This window comes from Bacillus sp. BK450, assembly GCF_004364885.1.
Classification (GTDB): Bacteria; Bacillota; Bacilli; order Bacillales; family Bacillaceae; genus Bacillus; species Bacillus safensis.
Genome location: NZ_SOBQ01000003.1, coordinates 355,157 through 372,958 on the forward strand (window position 1 = coordinate 355,157; position 17,802 = coordinate 372,958).

Genomic DNA, 17,802 nt, shown 5'->3' on the forward strand with positions numbered 1-17,802 from the left:
AGGCTTCTTCCTTTTCTTAACTAATAATACCTGTTTGTGTAATGTTCACTTTCACTTTTGGAATGATTTTCACCTTCGGATAATCGGTGACCCAGTTCATTTTCATATATTCATCATAGTGTTTTACCCTATATTTTCTGCCAAGGCTTAGGACGTCAGAATTTGCTTCTTGCAGGGCCGCAATGACTCTTTCGGCATCTTTAGTCAAAATAGCTGACAGCCTTTTATTTAGCATTTTAATTTTCTTGTCTGTATCTAAATTATCTTTCGGATATTCAATAACAGAGGTATTGAATTCAAACTCAAGAGAGAAGGTTACGTTTCGATGATCAGGATTGACGATTTTAATGTCTCTTTTTGTATCGGTAACTTGAATGCTGATGTAATTGTTCTCTTTTGATTTCATATCACTTCTTACTTTTTTTGTGAAGTTTGCATAACTGCCCATTTTTCCATCCATGATGGTGAGCAGAATGGCATCTTGCGCATAAAGTTCTCCTTTCATTTTCTCATTATCAAATAAGGCGACCCCCCTTACACTCGTTAACTTTTTTGATTTATCGTAGTAGAGTAATGGCAGTGTGAAATCCTCGCCGGTTTGCAGCATTTTGGACCGGATATTTTGAATGTTCTTAGGTGCAACTTGTGAGGAGCGTGATGCAGAAGTGATCAGGTTGTTTAAATAGTCGCTCACAATGAGTTTTTCCTTGAGCAGAGAATTGATTAAGTCCACACAACTCCCGCCTTGCACCACTGCCAAGTTTGCGAGCAAAGGGCTTTTGGGATCGCGATAAAACATATCTAAGTAAGGGAGCAGCCGGTTTTGGGCAAATTCATCACCGATCAGCAGGACCCTCATTTTAGACATATCAATTTTTTGGTCTACACTCCGGCTAAAGTTGCTTCTTGCTTTTCTTAAAGTAGGCGCATCGGTTGTGAGAACAGTGGTTAAATAGCTGCCTGAATTCCCTTGCTGCATACTTTGAGACTGCTGCACCTTTCGATAGGTAATCGAATATCTCGCATTGTCATCCTCTCCTTGATCAACAGCTGAAGTTAATACGAGAGAGATGTCTTTTAATAGGTTTTGATCCCAGCAGCCAGGCATGAAAATGAGGGAAACACACATAAGCAGTGTCAACATGTACCTATGATGCATGTGATTTCACCTTCTTTTTGCGGTGTTTGATAAAGATGATAACGGCCATCATGATCGGAAGTGTGTATATAAATGAATATTGTGCAGCGGTAGTAAAGTCATTGAAGCGCTGAATTCTAAAGTTATCAGTTGAAAGAAAACAGCTTGCAGCATAAATCAAAATGGCAAAATAGTAGACATATTTTTTGTGATTTTTTTTCTTCAGCATACTGGACACACCATTTGCACAAAAGTACAGATAATTACTCAGTGTGGCTAAAATGACAAAGACCCAAAAGCTTAGAAAAATTAAATCCGTGCGCTCAATGACACCGAATGTAATGGTTTTTAATAGATACAAAACAGGATTCGGGATAACATCAAGCTCAGCTGGGCTGAAAAACATAAAACAAATTAATGTAATAAATAGGTAGTAAAGCGTCGTGCATATATTTGAAATGGTCATCACTTTATATCGTTCCTTAATGGTGCCCTTCATCAGTGGAGAGATGATTAAAATCATCTCAAATCCATTCATTGACAGCACCACGTCCTTCAATCCAAGCTGAAATTGAGAAATATCTGTTTGGAAAAAGGGCAGAAGGTAATCAATATTGGTTCCTTTCAATGAATAGAACATCAATAGAGAGAGCATGAGCAAAAAGGGAGTTAAGATAAAATTAAACCTGACAATGGCTGTAATTTGCTCCTTTGAGATATAGATAATGCATATCATCAGTAATAGGTTAATCACCCAGTTTGGTGTGAGCGGGAGCACCCATATGCCAAGAATCCTTGTGAATATAGATAGGACTACGATGCAGACCGAGGCAAAGTATACCGTATAGAGCACGACCAAGGTGCGTCCAATCCATTTTCCAAAGACCTCAATCAGCGCTTGGAAAAATGACGTTTCTGGATACTTGTAGATGATATAAAGAAAAATGGTATTGATGATTTGGATAAAAAAACACGCGACAATTATTGCCATCCAGCCATCGTGTCCCATGTCTTTCATTAGCAAATGGGGGAGCGCTAAAATACCAACACCAATTTGAGATTGGATGATAAAAAAAACAGCTTGAGGTGGAGATATTTTATTTTTCATTTTTCTTTTTCCACCCTCTCAGTTGTTCAATTTGTTTGTTCTTTTGCGGATTTAAATAAACAGGGCGGTTTTTGTACATCCACATTGGGAGTCGAACCACAGTATCTTTTAAGTCCTGCCAGTTAAATGGAGCAACAGGTGATAAATATGGCACCCCTAGTGATTCTAGGCGGCATAAATTCATGAGAATAATGGCGAGCCCAAATGAAATGCCAATAAATCCAAACATCGATGCCATAAACATGAGCGGGAAACGAAGCATCCTGATGGTGGACGTCATTTCAAACGACGGAAGTACAAATGAAGCGACAGCCGTCACAGCGACTACAATCACTTGGACATTCGAAATAAGTCCTGCTTGTACAACCGCATCCCCAATAACCAAACCTCCTACGATGCCAATGGTCTGCCCGATGGGTTTAGGCAGACGCACCCCAGCCTCACGTATAAGTTCAATTGTGATCTCCATCAGCATAGCCTCAATCAATGGAGGGAAGGGAATGCCAATAATAGAGTTCTTCATCGTAATAGCTAGTTCATCTGGGACAACCTCATAATGAAACGCAATAACAGCAATATAAAAAGATGGCAATATGACTGCGATGATGCAGGCAAGATAACGAAGAATACGAATAAACGTAGCAGGAATCCAGCGGCTATTATAATCATCCGGCGACTGAAAAAAACTAAAGAACGTGATAGGCAGAATGATGGCCATTGGACTGCCATCCATGAGTACGACTATTCTGCCTTCAAGAATCGCAGATCTTACCTTGTCCGGACGTTCTGTATCAATCAGCTGCGGGAAAATAGAATATGAATCTTCTTCAATTGCCTCAACGATAGAGCCAGGACTTATCAGTGTGTCTACTTTAATAGAAGAAATCCGTCTGTTGACTTCTTCGACCTTTTCTTGATTGGCAATATCAGATATATAAACCGTTGCAAGCTTTGTTTCCGATTTTGTACCGACCTTATGATATTGAATGGCGAGCTTCCGATCATTTAAATGCGAACGCAGTAAGTAGATATTGGTATCAAGACTTTCAACAAAACCATCATGTGCACCCGCGATAATACTTTCAGAAGACGGTTCAGTAATAGAGCGCAGCGGCGGCTGTCCGACAGCAAACAGCTTGATTTGCGAGGAGTTTTCATCAAGAAAGGCAATACTTCCCGCAATAATACTGTCTGTGATCAGCGTCAAGTCGCCTGTTTCAAGTGTGCTAAGAGACTTTATATAATTCTGCTTTCCAGGAGAGCCTAATAAGTTACCGATAATGAAATCATTTAATTTGCCTTCATCTATTCTTGTTTTAATAAAGAACAGCACAGATTTTGTTTCATTCACCATTAACTCTCGGTATTCAAAATCGCCGCTTTGCTGAAATGTTTTTTTTAGGATACGGATTTTTTCCTCGAAGCTGCCTGATAAAAAATGCAGGCGTGTCTGCTCATTGGTGTTTGGCATCTTTAGCCTCCTCTCACAGATTTTTTACCCATAGTGTAAGCGGAGAAGCGGATTTTATTCGTCTCCTTTGGGGAAAGCATGACATAAGCTGACAACTTTCAACTAAATTCACATTAAAAATGTTAAGAAATGATGAATCTTGATAAAAACAAATGAATAATGTTTCATTGTTTAGGTCATAAGGTGCGAATATCGTAAAGAGAAGGTACACCGAAATGATCAAATATTTACATCTTATCCCAATTTTTTGTGACCTAAAAATAAGCATATGACTTGATTTTTTTAGAGGTGACCTTTGTCATAGGTCAACACATAGCAATCTGACCAATGAGGATGACTTTCTAACCTGTTCGTTCAAAAATATAAAACATTCCAAAACACGCACTATTCATTTAAAGCGCTGATATGACTGATGTTATAGAGAAGAGCGGGCTTTAAAACATTGATTCAAAATACATCTTAATAATTGTCAAAAAATTTAGGGAGAAAAGGACAAAAGATTTTCGGATCATTGATGGTAACGCTTTCTCATGAATTCAGCAGAAATTCAGATTGATTTTTGTCCGCCTTTTGGCCTTTTCATTTAAAGGATGGGTAGGCAAAAAAGCCTTCTGATTAGAGGAATTTGGCATACGAGGAAGTGAAAGATTATGTTACATAATACCGATTGTGATTTTATGCTGAACAGATATACTGTTGATTGAATTTACATATCACACTCATAAAAAAAGGAGATGTAGATAGCGATGTGGTTAATCGTTATAGCCTGTGTCATCATGTTAGGGATTGGCTTTATTGAAAAGAAGCGTCATCAGAAAAATATCGATGCCCTGCCGGTGCGCGTCAATATTAATGGTATTCGCGGAAAGTCTACCGTCACAAGATTGACAACCGGTATCTTAATGGAGGCAGGTTATAAAACTGTCGGTAAAACAACGGGAACGGATGCAAGAATGATTTATTGGGATACGCCAGAGGAGAAACCGATTAAAAGGAAACCGCAAGGACCGAATATCGGAGAGCAGAAAGAAGTTATGAGAGAAACAGTTGAAAGAGGAGCAAATGCCATCGTCAGTGAATGTATGGCGGTAAATCCAGATTACCAAATTATCTTTCAGGAAGAGCTGCTTCAAGCAAATATTGGCGTGATCGTAAACGTTCTTGAAGACCATATGGACGTTATGGGGCCGACACTTGATGAAATAGCAGAAGCCTTTACAGCGACAATTCCTTACAATGGACACTTGGTTATTACGGATAGTGAATATACAGATTTCTTTAAAGAGATTGCGAAAAAACGCAACACAGAAGTCATTGTTGCGGATAATTCCAAGATTTCCGATGAGTTTTTGCGGAAATTTGAGTACATGGTTTTCCCAGATAATGCTTCACTTGCACTTGGTGTTGCCCAAGCATTAGGGATTGATGAAGATACGGCATTCAGAGGAATGTTAAATGCGCCGCCTGATCCAGGAGCGATGAGAATTCTCCCATTAATGGACGCGAAAACACCTGGACACTTTGTAAATGGATTTGCGGCAAATGACGCAGCATCTACATTGAACATTTGGAAGCGTGTGAAAGAAATTGGATATCCAACAGATGAACCGATTATTATTATGAACTGCCGTGCGGATCGGGTAGATAGAACGATCCAGTTTGCGGAGGATGTACTTCCATATATTGAAGCAAGTGATCTTGTCTTAATTGGTGAAACAACTGATCCAATTGTGAAGGCATATGAGGAAGGGAAAATTCCGGCTGACCACTTACACAACCTTGAATATCAATCTACAGAAGAAATTATGAATATGCTTGAGAAAAAGCTTCATAATCGAGTGGTTTATGGAGTCGGCAATATCCATGGTGCCGCTGAACCGTTAATCGAAAAAATTCAAGAATACAAAATTAAGCAGCTTGTCAGCTAGGAGGAAATATAGAAAATGTTCGGATCAGATCTTTATATCTCGTTAATTTTAGGTGTTCTACTTAGTTTAATCTTTGCAGAAAAAACAGGAATCGTACCAGCTGGACTTGTTGTCCCGGGTTATCTGGCGCTCGTATTTAACCAGCCAGTCTTCATTTTAGTCGTCTTATCTGTCAGCTTGCTTACGTATGTGATCGTTCGCTTTGGCTTATCAAAATTTATGATTTTATACGGACGCAGAAAGTTTGCAGCGATGCTGATTACAGGGATTGCCTTAAAGCTGATATTTGATTTCTTCTATCCAGTGGTCCCATTTGAAATAGCAGAATTCCGCGGAATCGGAATCATCGTCCCTGGATTGATTGCAAATACGATTCAAAAGCAAGGTCTTACAATTACCCTTGGAAGCACGTTACTTCTAAGTGGTGCAACATTTGCCATCATGTATGTTTACTATCTATTTTAAGATAAGGTGTGTCCAATGATGAATAAAAAATTGAGCTTTCAGGAAAAGCTGCTGAAAATCACAAAGAATCAAAAGAAAAAGACGAATAAACACGTACTCATTGCTTTACCGATCGTCATTGCTTGTACATTTCTATTTACGTTTATCGGGAAAGCACAAGTGCCAACTGTACAAAAGAATCCAGAAAACATCCTGACCGCTTCGTTTGTCGGTGACATTATGTTTGGAAGAAACGTAGAGAAAGTAACAGACCGCTATGGAAAAGAGCATCTCTTTCGTTATGCCAAGCCATATTTTGATGTGTCAGATTATGTGACAGGTAACTTTGAGCATCCTGTCGCATCAGATAAGGAACAGGCAGCCCAAAAGAATATTCATTTAAAAACAGATGAAGATTCTGTCCAAGCGTTGAAGGATTTAAATTTCTCTGTCTTAAACTTTGCGAATAACCATGCGGCAGACTATGGTGAAAAAGGGCTGAACAACACGATTAATGCCTTTGAACAAAATGGCATGGATTATACAGGTGCAGGCCGTAACCTCCAAGATGCGAAGCAGAACATTTCGTACAAAGAAGTAAATGGTGTCAAAATTGCTACACTTGGTTTTACAGATGTGTATGGGAAAGATTTCAAAGCAACGAATCGCCAGGCGGGTATTCTGCCAGCCGATCCATCTATCTTTATTCCGATGATTTCGCAGGCTGCTGAAAAGGCAGATCTCGTCGTTGTTCATGCTCACTGGGGACAGGAGTACAACAATGAAGTAAACGACAGACAAAGAGAATTGGCAAGAGCGATGTCTAAGGCCGGAGCTGATATCATTATCGGTGCTCATCCGCACGTCCTTGAACCAATGGAAGTCTATAACGGAACAGCGATTTTCTATAGCCTAGGCAACTTTATTTTTGACCAAGGCTGGTCAAGAACACGTGATTCTGCACTTGTTCAGTATCATCTGAATGAAGATGGAAAAGCGACATTTGAAGTTGTCCCAATGTACATCAAAGAAGCAACACCTGCTCCAGTAAAAGCAGGATCTCTAGAATCAAAAGCCATTATCCGTATGCTGACCAATGGAACGAATGCAGATTGGAAAGAAAAAGACGGACACATTTTCTTTGAAGTAGATCACGCTGATAAAGTTAAAAACTTAAAAGAAAACGGAGGGAAAGAGAAGAAATGAAATTCCTAAAAGCAAGCTGGCCGTTTGTTGCGTTAATTTTAGTCTTTGTCTTTATGTCTGCTTTTAAATTTAGTGACAGTCTGACAGATCACGAAAAACAAAAGATTTCGGTTGAAATGCAGAAAATTGAACAGCAAAAGCAGTCAAAAGCGGAAGCAGGTAAATAACCTAAAAAGGATAAAGGGCACGCACATCGCGTGCTCTTTTTTTGTCGAAAAAGGGTGTAAAATGAAAGGTGTCATGTCGAAACTATAGAAGATTGGAGGGAAAAGATCATGAAATGGAAAGGAATATTGATAGGAGGGTGTGCGCTTGTAGGGCTGATGTTCATGTCTCAATCAGCGGTATCTGCTCAAACACCATCTCTTTTGGAGCAAGCGGAAAAGCTGATTGGAACACCTTATCATAAAGGAGGAACCGATCCAAAAACGGGCTTTGATGCATCTGGGTTTATTCAATATGTGTACAAGACATCCGAAACATTTGATTTGCCGCGGAAGGTAATCGACCAATATCAGATTGGAAAAAAGGTATCATGGGATAAAGCGCAGCCCGGTGACCTTGTGTATTTCCGAAGCCTTGAAGAAACAAAGGATATCCCAACACATGTGGCGTTGTACGCTGGGAACAATCAGGTCATCCACATCACGCTTAGTCAAGGTGTGGTGAAAACGGATGTCAGCAAAAGCAAATATTGGACAGACCGATTTTATGCGGTCAAACGCCTGCCCGGCACGCAAGAAATTTCTGATGACCCTCTTGTGAAAGATGCGCTGACCTATTTAGGAATTCCTTATGAATTTGGAGGAGCAGATCCAAAGACTGGATTTGACTGCTCAGGATTTTTACAGTATTTATTTGAAAAATCGCTTGGGATTTATTTACCTCGAAGTGCTGAACAGCAGTGGATCGTTGGAGAAAAAGTGGCATTAGACAATATCCGCCCTGGGGATTTTGTCTTTTTTAGCAACACATATAAGCCCGGAATTTCTCATGTAGGTATGTATATTGGAGGCGACCGCTTTATTCATGCGAGCCGTTCTGAAAGTGTGACAATTTCTTATTTGTCTGAATCGTATTGGCGCGAAAAATGGACAGGTGCGAAGCGGTTAACAGATCTGGAGCTTGCGAAAGAGGACCCTATCGTATCAAAAGCCGCTACGTATATTGGTGAAGTCCCTTATGTCAAAGGCGGTACGAACCCAAAGGAAGGATTTGATACAGCAGGGTTCACGCAGTACGTGTATCAAAAAGTGCTTGGCATTGAGCTGCCCCGCTATGCATCAGGTCAAGTTAAAGCAGGTACACCTGTGAAACGTTCTGAGCTTCAGCCGGGAGATCTTGTCTTCTTCAGCGGAACATCATTGATGCCGGCGATATATGCAGGATCCAATCAAGTCATTCATGTGACTGTCTCAAACGGTGTTGTCTTAACCAATATGAAAACAAGTACGTACTGGAAGGACAAATATGAAACGGCTGTTAGAATCAAAAAATAAAGAAAAAGCCCGATCAATACTTGTATCGGACTTCTGGACTTCTCTCTAGGCGCTGATCAGACAAGCGTCTTTTTTTCATGGAATTGATTTTGTAAAAGAAGATCAATAAAATAAGCGACACCGTCTTCATGATTTCCTTTTGTGATGAAGGTGCTCTTTTCTTTAATGACATCAACAGCATTCCCCATTGCAATGCGGTGGCCTGCTTCTTCAAACATAGAAAGGTCGTTTGGGCTGTCACCAATTGCATAAATATGTGAGCGGTCTACACCATAATGGGCTGCGAGCTTTTTCAGGGCATGTCCTTTTCCAGACTCTTTTGGCAGCACCTCAATAATATGCTTTCCAGACGAGGTCAATGAAAGCTCGGGCATGTCTGCCAGAAGATTTCGTGCTTCGTTCAGTTTGTTCATATCAAAAGAGAAGCAGAGTAATTTATAGGTCGGTTCGTTCGACTCAAAAATCTCACGGATATCATCTACTGGTTTGATGCCAAATTGTTTAAATTGCGTCATGGCTCCTTCCCATAGATCAGCGAGATCCTCATTTGGGTTTGCGCTTTTGATCAGATCAAATTCTGCTTTCAGCTTCTCTTTTCCATCAAAAGGAGAGAGGAGAGCATCATCTGTATAGACTTCAAAGTAAATGTTTCGTTCCACTAATGCCTTTGCAGCCCGCTTGCCTGCTTCTTGATCCAGTGTGATTCGGCTGAAGAGCTCGTATCCTTCTGTATGGACAGTCCCGCCGTTTGCCGCAATAATGGGGATGTCCAAATCGCCAAGCAGCTCCTTGACATCAAAAGTTGCCCGCCCTGTACAGATCGTCACAATATATCCAGCTTCCTTCGCACGAATCAATGCCTCTCGGTTTTGAGCGGATATTTCACTTTTTGTATTTAAGAGTGTACCGTCTAAATCAATCGCAATCATTTTTTTCATCGCTGTCAAATCCTCCTTCATTCATGCAATAGCCTCTTCAAAGTATGTACGATTTTCTTCATTCTCATAAAAAAGGAAGGTTGATTCCTCTCTATCAAGGCTAAACAAAAATCAGTGAATGATCAAGGAAATAAGAAAAAGCGCCCCATAGGGACGCTTTTATTTATGATAATTCAAGCTGCTTCTTCAATTCTGTTTTTACTTCGTTCAGCTGGTTTTGATCCAATTGGAAATAATAAACGCCGTTTGGCTGGTAATCGGATCCTTTAAGCTGAATGGTATCAACCGATTTCAATGAAGTCAGAAGCGGGAAAAGACCGACTAACTCCTTCATAGAAAGGGTGGTTGACACATTATCACCGAGTGTATCAATGATATTGTCGTATGACGGAATAGACGTTAATGATTTTGATTTATCAAAAATGGCTTTTAACACTTCCATTTGTCGCTGCCCACGCATTAAGTCACTATCTGCTTTTCTCGTTCTCACATATGCGAGCGCTTGATCACCATCTAGTGTATGAGTTCCAGTTTGAAGCACAACCTTGCCTTTTGTATCCTTTTTAATCTGTTTCACAAGATACTCATCCTTGATGTTAATAGGAACACCGTTTAATTCGTTGACGATTTCTTTAAATGCTACGAAATTACTTTGGATGACAAAATCGACCGGAATATCAAGTAAATCTTCAACTGTGCTCACTGTTAAATCTGCACCGCCAAATGCGTGTGCGTGAGTAATTTTATCAAAACCGTGGCCTGGAATATTAACGTATGAGTCCCTAGGAATGCTTAATAATTTAACGGTTTTATTTGTGCGGTTAATGGTTGCCAAAACCATTGCGTCACTTCGTGCTTGTTTCACTGTTTCGCCCGGTCTGCTGTCAATTCCAAGCAGCAAGACAGAAAAGCTGTCTTTTCCTGGATCGAATGCTTCAATCCGTTTAACAGATTGTGCGCCGCGATCAAGAGATACTTGAGCCTTTTTGGCAGCATTTGTTATTTTATAGTAGGCGTAGCCTGTGACTGAAGCAGTTGTCAGTAAAAGAATACTAATAATAAAGAGAGTGACTTTCACCCATGGTTTTAAACGCTTTTTTCCTTTGCGTTTACTTCGTGATTGATCCATATATTTTAAACCCTCGCTATGATTTTATAGTAAAGATGTCCTTCTTTCTGCTTACAAACTAAAACAAATATACCTTAAAACGGGATATAGTGCGACATTTTTTTCACTAACGCTTAATTGACGTTTTCTTCTCGTAAAAAGTTTCAAAGATACACAAATGAAATATATTTGTCATAAAACATCGAAATGTTTGAAATGACAGGAAGTGAGGAAAATGACTTTTCATAAGAGTACAGAGACAAAAGTGGGGTTATGTATATGAAAAATCGGAATGGATGGCTTTACTTCTTCGGCGCCCTTGGCGGTGCTTTATATGGCTATGATACAGGTGTCATCTCTGGCGCCATCTTATTTATGAAAGAGGATTTAGGTTTAAATGCGTTTACAGAGGGGCTTGTCGTCAGCTCGATTTTAATCGGGGCGATGCTCGGTTCCTCTCTTTCTGGAAAACTGACAGACCAATTTGGGCGGAAAAAAGCCATCATCGCCGCAGCTATTTTGTTTATTATCGGCGGATTTGGTACAGCTCTTGCACCGAATACAGAAGTGATGGTCTTATTCCGAATTGTGCTAGGGCTCGCTGTCGGGTGCTCGACAACGATTGTTCCATTATATTTATCTGAACTTGCACCAAAGGAATCACGAGGGGCACTGTCCTCTTTAAACCAGCTCATGATCACATTTGGTATTCTTCTTGCCTATATTGTGAACTACGCTTTAGCGGATGCAGAGGCATGGCGCTTGATGCTTGGAATTGCGGTTGTTCCTTCTGTTCTATTATTATTCGGGATTTTGTTTATGCCGGAAAGTCCCCGCTGGCTGTTTGTCCACGGACAGGCTGACCGTGCGAAGAAGATATTATCTCAACTCAGAAAAAGTCAGCAAGAAGTGGAAGAAGAAATTTCAGATATTCAAAAGGCGGAAAGTGAAGAGAAAGGCGGTTTTAAGGAATTATTTGAGCCGTGGGTACGCCCAGCATTGATTGCCGGTGTCGGCCTAGCCTTTCTGCAGCAGTTTATCGGTACAAATACGATCATTTACTATGCACCAAAAACATTCACAAGTGTTGGTTTTGGGAATTCAGCAGCGATTTTAGGAACTGTTGGAATTGGTGCAGTGAATGTCATTATGACGTTTGTTGCCATTAAAATCATTGACCGTGTAGGGCGTAAAGCACTGCTCCTATTTGGGAATGCAGGAATGGTCCTTAGTTTAATTGTCCTGTCAGTGGTCAACCGATTTTTTGAAGGTTCAACAGCTGCAGGATGGACAACCGTTATTTGTTTAGGTCTCTTTATCGTCATCTTTGCTGTCAGCTGGGGGCCAGTTGTTTGGGTGATGCTCCCAGAGCTATTCCCAGTACATGTCAGGGGAATCGGTACAGGTGTCTCGACCTTCCTTCTTCATACAGGAAATTTAATCATCTCGCTGACATTCCCAACTTTATTAAGCGCGATTGGTATCAGTAATCTTTTCCTCATCTATGCGGTCATTGGTGTAGGCGCCTTCTTATTTGTGAAATACTTGGTGACCGAAACGAAGGGGAAAAGTCTTGAAGAAATCGAAGAAGATTTAAAAAAGAGAAATCGTGCCGTCGCAAGTGGCGAAGGAAAAACGGTATGAACAATGGCCAGCTGGCGTGTGCAGCTGGCTTTTCTATGTTAAACAAACGTTTAATCAAGAAAGGACATTCCCTCATCTTCTGAACGTGCTGCCTATCACATACATATGGAACAGGCGGGAGAAAGGTGGAAATGAAATGAAAGGGAAAACAAGCATTGTCATGCTGACGTACAATGAACTGCATTTGACGAAAAAATGTATCGATAGCATGAAACAGCATACGGATAGCGACCAATATGAACTCATCATTGTCGATAATGCGTCAACTGACGGCACGAAGGAATATGTAAGAGAGCTGGATGATGTGATTTTCATTGATAATGAAAAGAATGAAGGTTTTGCAAAGGGATGTAATCAAGGAGCAAAAAAAGCTTCAGGAGACAGCATTCTCTTTTTAAATAATGACACGATCGTGACGGAAAATTGGCTTCCTCCATTAAAAGAGGCGTTATTTGCATCAGAGCGGATTGGGATGGTGGGGCCCGTCTCTAATTATGTGAGCGGCCCTCAGATGGTCCAGCCATCGTATACAGATGTGAAGGAGCTCCCAGCCTTTGCTAAGAAGTATACGTCTAAGAGAAAAGGTCAGAGAACTTATGTGCACCGGCTTGTAGGGTTTTGCTTGCTTGTGAAAAGAAAGCTGATCGAGGATGTGGGATTATTTGATGAGCGGTTTGTATATGGATCATTTGAGGATGACGATCTATGTTTGCGGTCATTACTAAAAGGATATCAGCTGCAAATTGTGCATGATTCCTTTGTGCATCATCATGGTCATGCTACCTTCAATGCCAATCAAGAAACGAACATCTCTACACTGTTTACTGAGAATAGACTTCGATTTTTAGATAAGTGGGGCATAGATCTAAATTTGATTACCCCTCATCCGTACTTTGCGGAATTACTCCCTGAGGACGCTGCTCGCGTGCTGGATGTTGGGTGCGGCGCAGGGGCTACCGGGCTTGAACTAATGAATCGTCAGTCAGTACACATGTACGGGGTAGAGGTGGATACGGTAAAAGCAGCGGTCGCAAAGGCGTATTATGAAGAAATCATCGAGGCAAATGCAGATGAATACCCATGGTCAGAGAAAGAGGCCTTTTTTGATGCGGTCATTTTTTCAGATGTTTTAGAGCATGTGTCAGATCCTTGGCACATCATTGAGCAAGCCCACGCATCTTTAAAGCCAGGCGGTGTCATCATTTGCTGTTTGCCTAACATGATGCATGCAGAGGTACTTCTTCCTTTGATGACAGGGGATTTTACGTATCAAGATGTAGGAATTTTAGACCGAACCCATATACGGTTCTTCACACCAAACACGATGCGTGCGCTTTTTCCAGACCCATTGTTTGAACGCGTGATCGAGCAGCCGATCAATGTACAGATTGATCAAAACGTCCAATTGTTTTTTGACGAGGTGGCGAGGATAGGAGCATCACTTGGCTTTCAAACAAAAGAGTTGTCTGATCAAGTGACGCTATACCAGCTTCTAATCGTTGTACGTAAAAAAGGCGGTTCCTCATCGGGATAACCGCCTTTTGGTATTACCATTTGAAGCTTTTTGTTGCGCCTTCTGCGCCAAAGTTCAAGATGCTCACTTTGATGTCATACGTTATGTCTGCTTCTTGAAATAGTTTGTCCCATTCATCTCGATGCTGATCCCAATATTCAGGATACTTAATACGAAACTGCCGGCTTAAAAAAATAGGATCAACACCTACTTCATGTTGCATATGACTGACCGTTTTTTGTATGCGCTCTTTAATTTTACGAGAAAAAACCTTCTCAAATCGTTTGATGTACTGTTCATCGTATGAGTTTTCAGGGGGATATTGATCTTCTGACAATTTTCCATTTGTTTGTACGCTAATTTTAAAGGAAACCTTTCCATCTTTCAGATAGGGCTCGACCTTCGTTTTAGCTTTTTTTATTTCATACGTTATCGGGTAACCTTTGTAGGTGGCAGGTACAACTCCGCCTGAGATCCGATTCGTTACCCAGTTTAAATATTGGACATCCTTTGAAGAGATGAAACCGATCAACTTTCTTGTTTTTCCGTGAATGATACCTGCCCCATCATAAATAAGTTCACCGTCTACCGCATCTACACTTTGCACAAGGAAGCTAACGCCCATCTGAAAGTAATCAGACGCCCGGCCAATACGTGTTGGCAGTGCGATTTTTCCGTTAAAGCTTCGGTTTTTGGATGTTTCGAAGATATGTTCAACCGGAACCTTTTGCTGTGATTTCAATTTTTGGTTGATGACTTTTGACGCATCTCCTCGTGACACGAGGAGATAGCTGCTGCGCCGAACCTCATCATCTCGAATAAAATGATTGAGTGTTCCTTGAATATCGTGATGCTCAGCCTGGTTTTTGCCGAACAAAAAGATTTTCAGGTGATCACTATAGATCGGCGGGTCCTTTAAGGCGACATTACTGACAGCCTCTAACACATTTTTTCCCTTCGAGACGACATTCACATAGCCGGGAGAATCGGCTTCTTGTGTTCCACCCGTTTTCGGTACAAGGTTTTGGTAGGTCAGCTTAACCCCATTCTCTTCTTCCTCATCTATGCCAACACCGCGTACAAACGATAGTTTTTCAATATCCTTTAAGTCCCAGCAGCCTGCTGATAAAAGGATAAGACAGCAGGAAAAAAAGAATAACAGTATACGCCTTCTTTTCATGCAGAACGACCTCCCCATTTTTTGCGTATCATCAGCAGGATAGCAGTAATAAAAGGAATGGCTAAAACCGCGAACAATGCGTAGCCGAGTAAAGTAGAATAGTAAAAGACTTCATTAATATTTTTAGGGAAAAGTGAGAGGGCTGATGTAATCAAAAATAGCAGCCATAACAGTCTCGTTAAATTGGTTGTTTTAAAAACGGTGAAACAGCCTTTAATTGCAAACTGGAAAAAGCCCAGCATACAAATGAACTGCTGACACGTCCAGATCGTCAGTAAGAAAATATCAAATCGTTCGATAAACACCCCTTCAATTTCAAGCGCTTGAATGAGGGACACGGTTGGCCAAGTGAGAGATTTCGTTTCACCCACGGTCATGGAGCCAATCACTATAAAGAGTGTGAGGGAGTACACGAGAGACGTAATGCCAACGCCGATGGCAGCTGCCCATTTTGCCTTCGACCATTTGTCTTTATAAATGAGTGGCACGACAAACAAAATCACTTCAAAGCCTGTAAATTGAATAAAGGTTTGAGAGAACAGCTTACTAAAATCTTTAAAACCATGCGCCATCACAGGACGCAAATAATCAAAATCAAATATTTTCAAACAAAACAGCATGAGCGCTATGTAAATGACCATGGTGATCGGATAAATATAGGTCACCATTTTGACAACTGGAAAGATACCGCTTTTCAAATGATAGATCGCCACAAGTAGAAAAATCATTACAATCACTGCCATGGGAGTCGATTGCAGGAGGAAAAACTGGACCACTTCGCCGAGAACACGTGCCTCAAAGCCGACAATGCCTAGTAAATAGGCGACCAGCATTAAATTAAAGATCGTCCCGAAGAATGCCCCTGCTCCTTTTGTATTTGACTCAAAAATGGTGTCTGGTGCATTTTTTTCGGCAATCCACCCCAACAAAAAAGCAACGAAAGCAAAGATGACGCCCTGTATTAATACAATGATCCAGCCATCAGGGTATCCTGAATTGGCAGAACTGCGTGGAATGGTTAAAATTCCAGCGCCTATCATTGTAGAGCTGCAGAGGATGGTGACTTGTAACAATGATAGCCTTTCAGGTCTGTACATCGTTTAATCTCCTTGTCTTTTGAGATTTTTTATTTTTGCTGTTTTTGGTCTGGATTTAAATAGCCCGATTGGTAAACGAACGTACGTATCCTTTAGATCTGAAAACGGTGAAGACAACACTGGTGTGAAATAGTCAAAACCAAATGTCTTTAATTGCATCAAGTGACAAAGCACAAATAAATAACACATGATTAAGCCGTATAATCCAAACAATGCTGAACTAAATATCGCCATAAACCGCAAAATACGCAGTGGGAAACTAAAGTCATATGACGGTGCCGTGAAGTCAGCCAATGCAGTCAGTGACACAATAATCACCATTAAGGCACTGACAATATTGGCTTGGACAGCTGCCTGACCAATAATTACGCCGCCAATGAGCCCAATTGTCTGTCCGATGGCTCTTGGAAGCCGTAGTCCAGCTTCACGCAGCAGCTCTATCGTAAAAGACATGAGAATGGCTTCGACAACAGGAGGAAAGGGAACATTCTGCCTGCTGCCTGCGATGGTGAGTGCCATTCTTGTCGGTAATAAACCGGGATGATAAGAGACAAGTGCAATGTAAAGCCCGGGTAAAAAAATCGTGAGGAGCACGGCAATATAACGAAGTAAACGCAAAAGAGTCGCGCTTGTCCACCTCTGATAATAATCTTCCGGAGATTGCATCAAAGCTGTAAGTGTCATAGGTAAAATAAGGGCAAAAGGAGTCCCATCGAGCAAAATGGAGACTTTTCCTTCAAGCACAGATGCAATCACCCGGTCAGGACGTTCTGTGTTTTGAATTTGTGGAAAAATGGAGATGTGACTGTCCTCAATCAACTGTTCAATATAGCCGGTTTCAGGGATGTCATCCATTTTGATTTCGGTCATGCGTGATAGAACATCTTCTACTAGTTTAGGATCAGCAATATCGCGAACATACACAAGAGCAGCGGATTTTTTATTGCGAGTACCGATACTCACCTTTTGAATCACAAGATTTGGGTCGTTTGCCCGTTCACGGAGTAAAGCCGTGTTTTTTTCAAGATTCTCAATAAATCCGATTCGTGGTCCTCTCACAAGAACTTCAGATTGCGGCTCTTCTACTTCTCTAAATTGAAAAAGATTTGTATGGAGTGCAAGTGCTTGATCCGCTCCATCTACAAATAAAATAGCCTTGCCGCTATATAACTGCTCGATGGCAAGGTTCATATCATCCAGCACATCATTTTGAATGCCAAAGAACGTTTTTGAAAGGGAGGCAAGTGTAGTAGAACCAACCTCAGTGATGTCGAGTTCCTTTTGCATTGGTGAAATGATTTGCTTAGAAAGCATCTCAAATTCTGTGAGTCCTTCAACGTACACGAGACATGCAGAAATAGTGGAAGGACCAAATGAAAAAGAGTGGAACACGATATCATCACTTCTTCCGGCAAAGCTTTTGACACGCTTAATGACGGACGCTATATCTTGTTCAATACGACTTTTCATAATACCTCACCCTCATCACATGTTTTTTATAGAGTGACTCGGAAGGTGGAGAATTATA

Annotated in this window: 15 protein-coding genes; 7 read left to right on the forward strand and 8 right to left on the reverse strand. The window is 41.0% G+C overall.

The genetic code is table 11. The annotated features are described in order from the left end of the window. Window positions 1–16 precede the first annotated feature (16 nt). Genes EV579_RS11755 through EV579_RS11765 form a run of 3 tightly spaced genes read right to left on the reverse strand, consistent with a single transcriptional unit; the run spans window position 17 to window position 3,717 of the window. On the reverse strand, window positions 17–1,159 hold the full coding sequence (locus tag EV579_RS11755) for a Ger(x)C family spore germination protein (protein WP_025093922.1): 1,143 nt from the start codon (window positions 1,157–1,159) through the stop codon (window positions 17–19). Continuing rightward, window positions 1,149–2,246: a GerAB/ArcD/ProY family transporter gene (locus EV579_RS11760; RefSeq protein WP_056765612.1), complete on the reverse strand. Its 1,098-nt coding sequence runs from the start codon at window positions 2,244–2,246 to the stop codon at window positions 1,149–1,151. The genes EV579_RS11755 and EV579_RS11760 overlap by 11 nt, the downstream gene beginning before the upstream one ends. Continuing rightward, entirely contained in the window at window positions 2,236–3,717 is a 1,482-nt protein-coding gene (locus EV579_RS11765) for a spore germination protein (protein ID WP_024426302.1), read from the reverse strand. The genes EV579_RS11760 and EV579_RS11765 overlap by 11 nt, the downstream gene beginning before the upstream one ends. Before the next feature lie 746 nt (window positions 3,718–4,463). Here EV579_RS11765 and pgsB point away from each other — a divergent pair. From pgsB to EV579_RS11785, 5 genes are all read left to right on the forward strand, one after another. Next, entirely contained in the window at window positions 4,464–5,645 is a 1,182-nt protein-coding gene (gene pgsB, locus EV579_RS11770) for a poly-gamma-glutamate synthase PgsB (RefSeq protein ID WP_024423670.1), read from the forward strand. Window positions 5,646–5,660: 15 nt separating this feature from the next. Beyond that, window positions 5,661–6,110 carry a poly-gamma-glutamate biosynthesis protein PgsC gene (gene pgsC, locus EV579_RS11775; protein ID WP_007497520.1) on the forward strand — a complete coding sequence of 150 codons (450 nt, stop codon included), beginning with the start codon at window positions 5,661–5,663 and terminating at the stop codon, window positions 6,108–6,110. Between the two features lie 18 nt (window positions 6,111–6,128). Beyond that, window positions 6,129–7,295 carry a CapA family protein gene (locus tag EV579_RS11780; protein ID WP_024423669.1) on the forward strand — a complete coding sequence of 389 codons (1,167 nt, stop codon included), beginning with the start codon at window positions 6,129–6,131 and terminating at the stop codon, window positions 7,293–7,295. Further along, a complete protein-coding gene (edmS, locus tag EV579_RS19005; protein WP_087976066.1) occupies window positions 7,292–7,462 on the forward strand; it encodes an extrachromosomal elements maintenance protein EdmS in 171 nt (56 codons plus the stop codon). The genes EV579_RS11780 and edmS overlap by 4 nt, the downstream gene beginning before the upstream one ends. A gap of 108 nt (window positions 7,463–7,570) precedes the next feature. Further along, window positions 7,571–8,794 (forward strand): C40 family peptidase, encoded by a 1,224-nt coding sequence (locus EV579_RS11785; protein WP_073207659.1) that lies wholly within the window; start codon window positions 7,571–7,573, stop codon window positions 8,792–8,794. Window positions 8,795–8,850: 56 nt separating this feature from the next. On the opposite strand, the gene EV579_RS11790 is transcribed toward EV579_RS11785, so the two are convergent. Together EV579_RS11790 and EV579_RS11795 are read right to left on the reverse strand one after the other, a co-directional pair. Then, the gene (locus EV579_RS11790; RefSeq protein ID WP_025093926.1) at window positions 8,851–9,732 is read right to left on the reverse strand and encodes a Cof-type HAD-IIB family hydrolase; all 882 of its coding nucleotides are present in this window, start codon (window positions 9,730–9,732) and stop codon (window positions 8,851–8,853) included. A 163-nt stretch (window positions 9,733–9,895) separates the two neighbouring features. Next, window positions 9,896–10,861: an LCP family protein gene (locus EV579_RS11795; RefSeq protein ID WP_025093927.1), complete on the reverse strand. Its 966-nt coding sequence runs from the start codon at window positions 10,859–10,861 to the stop codon at window positions 9,896–9,898. Window positions 10,862–11,119: 258 nt separating this feature from the next. Here EV579_RS11795 and EV579_RS11800 point away from each other — a divergent pair, with 258 nt between their 5' ends. Beyond that, window positions 11,120–12,484, forward strand: coding sequence for a sugar porter family MFS transporter (locus EV579_RS11800; RefSeq protein WP_133744484.1), 1,365 nt, complete (start codon window positions 11,120–11,122; stop codon window positions 12,482–12,484). A 136-nt stretch (window positions 12,485–12,620) separates the two neighbouring features. After that, on the forward strand, window positions 12,621–14,018 hold the full coding sequence (locus EV579_RS11805) for a bifunctional glycosyltransferase family 2 protein/class I SAM-dependent methyltransferase (protein ID WP_133744666.1): 1,398 nt from the start codon (window positions 12,621–12,623) through the stop codon (window positions 14,016–14,018). Between the two features lie 13 nt (window positions 14,019–14,031). Here the strand turns inward: EV579_RS11805 and EV579_RS11810 are convergent, their stop codons facing one another. From EV579_RS11810 to EV579_RS11820, 3 genes are read right to left on the reverse strand one after another with little or no spacing between them, the layout of a single operon-like run. Next, window positions 14,032–15,177 carry a Ger(x)C family spore germination protein gene (locus tag EV579_RS11810; RefSeq protein WP_133744485.1) on the reverse strand — a complete coding sequence of 382 codons (1,146 nt, stop codon included), beginning with the start codon at window positions 15,175–15,177 and terminating at the stop codon, window positions 14,032–14,034. Beyond that, complete coding sequence (locus tag EV579_RS11815) at window positions 15,174–16,274, reverse strand: GerAB/ArcD/ProY family transporter (RefSeq protein ID WP_024426294.1); 1,101 nt, start codon at window positions 16,272–16,274, stop codon at window positions 15,174–15,176. The genes EV579_RS11810 and EV579_RS11815 overlap by 4 nt, the downstream gene beginning before the upstream one ends. A gap of 3 nt (window positions 16,275–16,277) precedes the next feature. After that, complete coding sequence (locus EV579_RS11820; protein ID WP_133744486.1) at window positions 16,278–17,744, reverse strand: spore germination protein; 1,467 nt, start codon at window positions 17,742–17,744, stop codon at window positions 16,278–16,280. Window positions 17,745–17,802 lie beyond the last annotated feature (58 nt).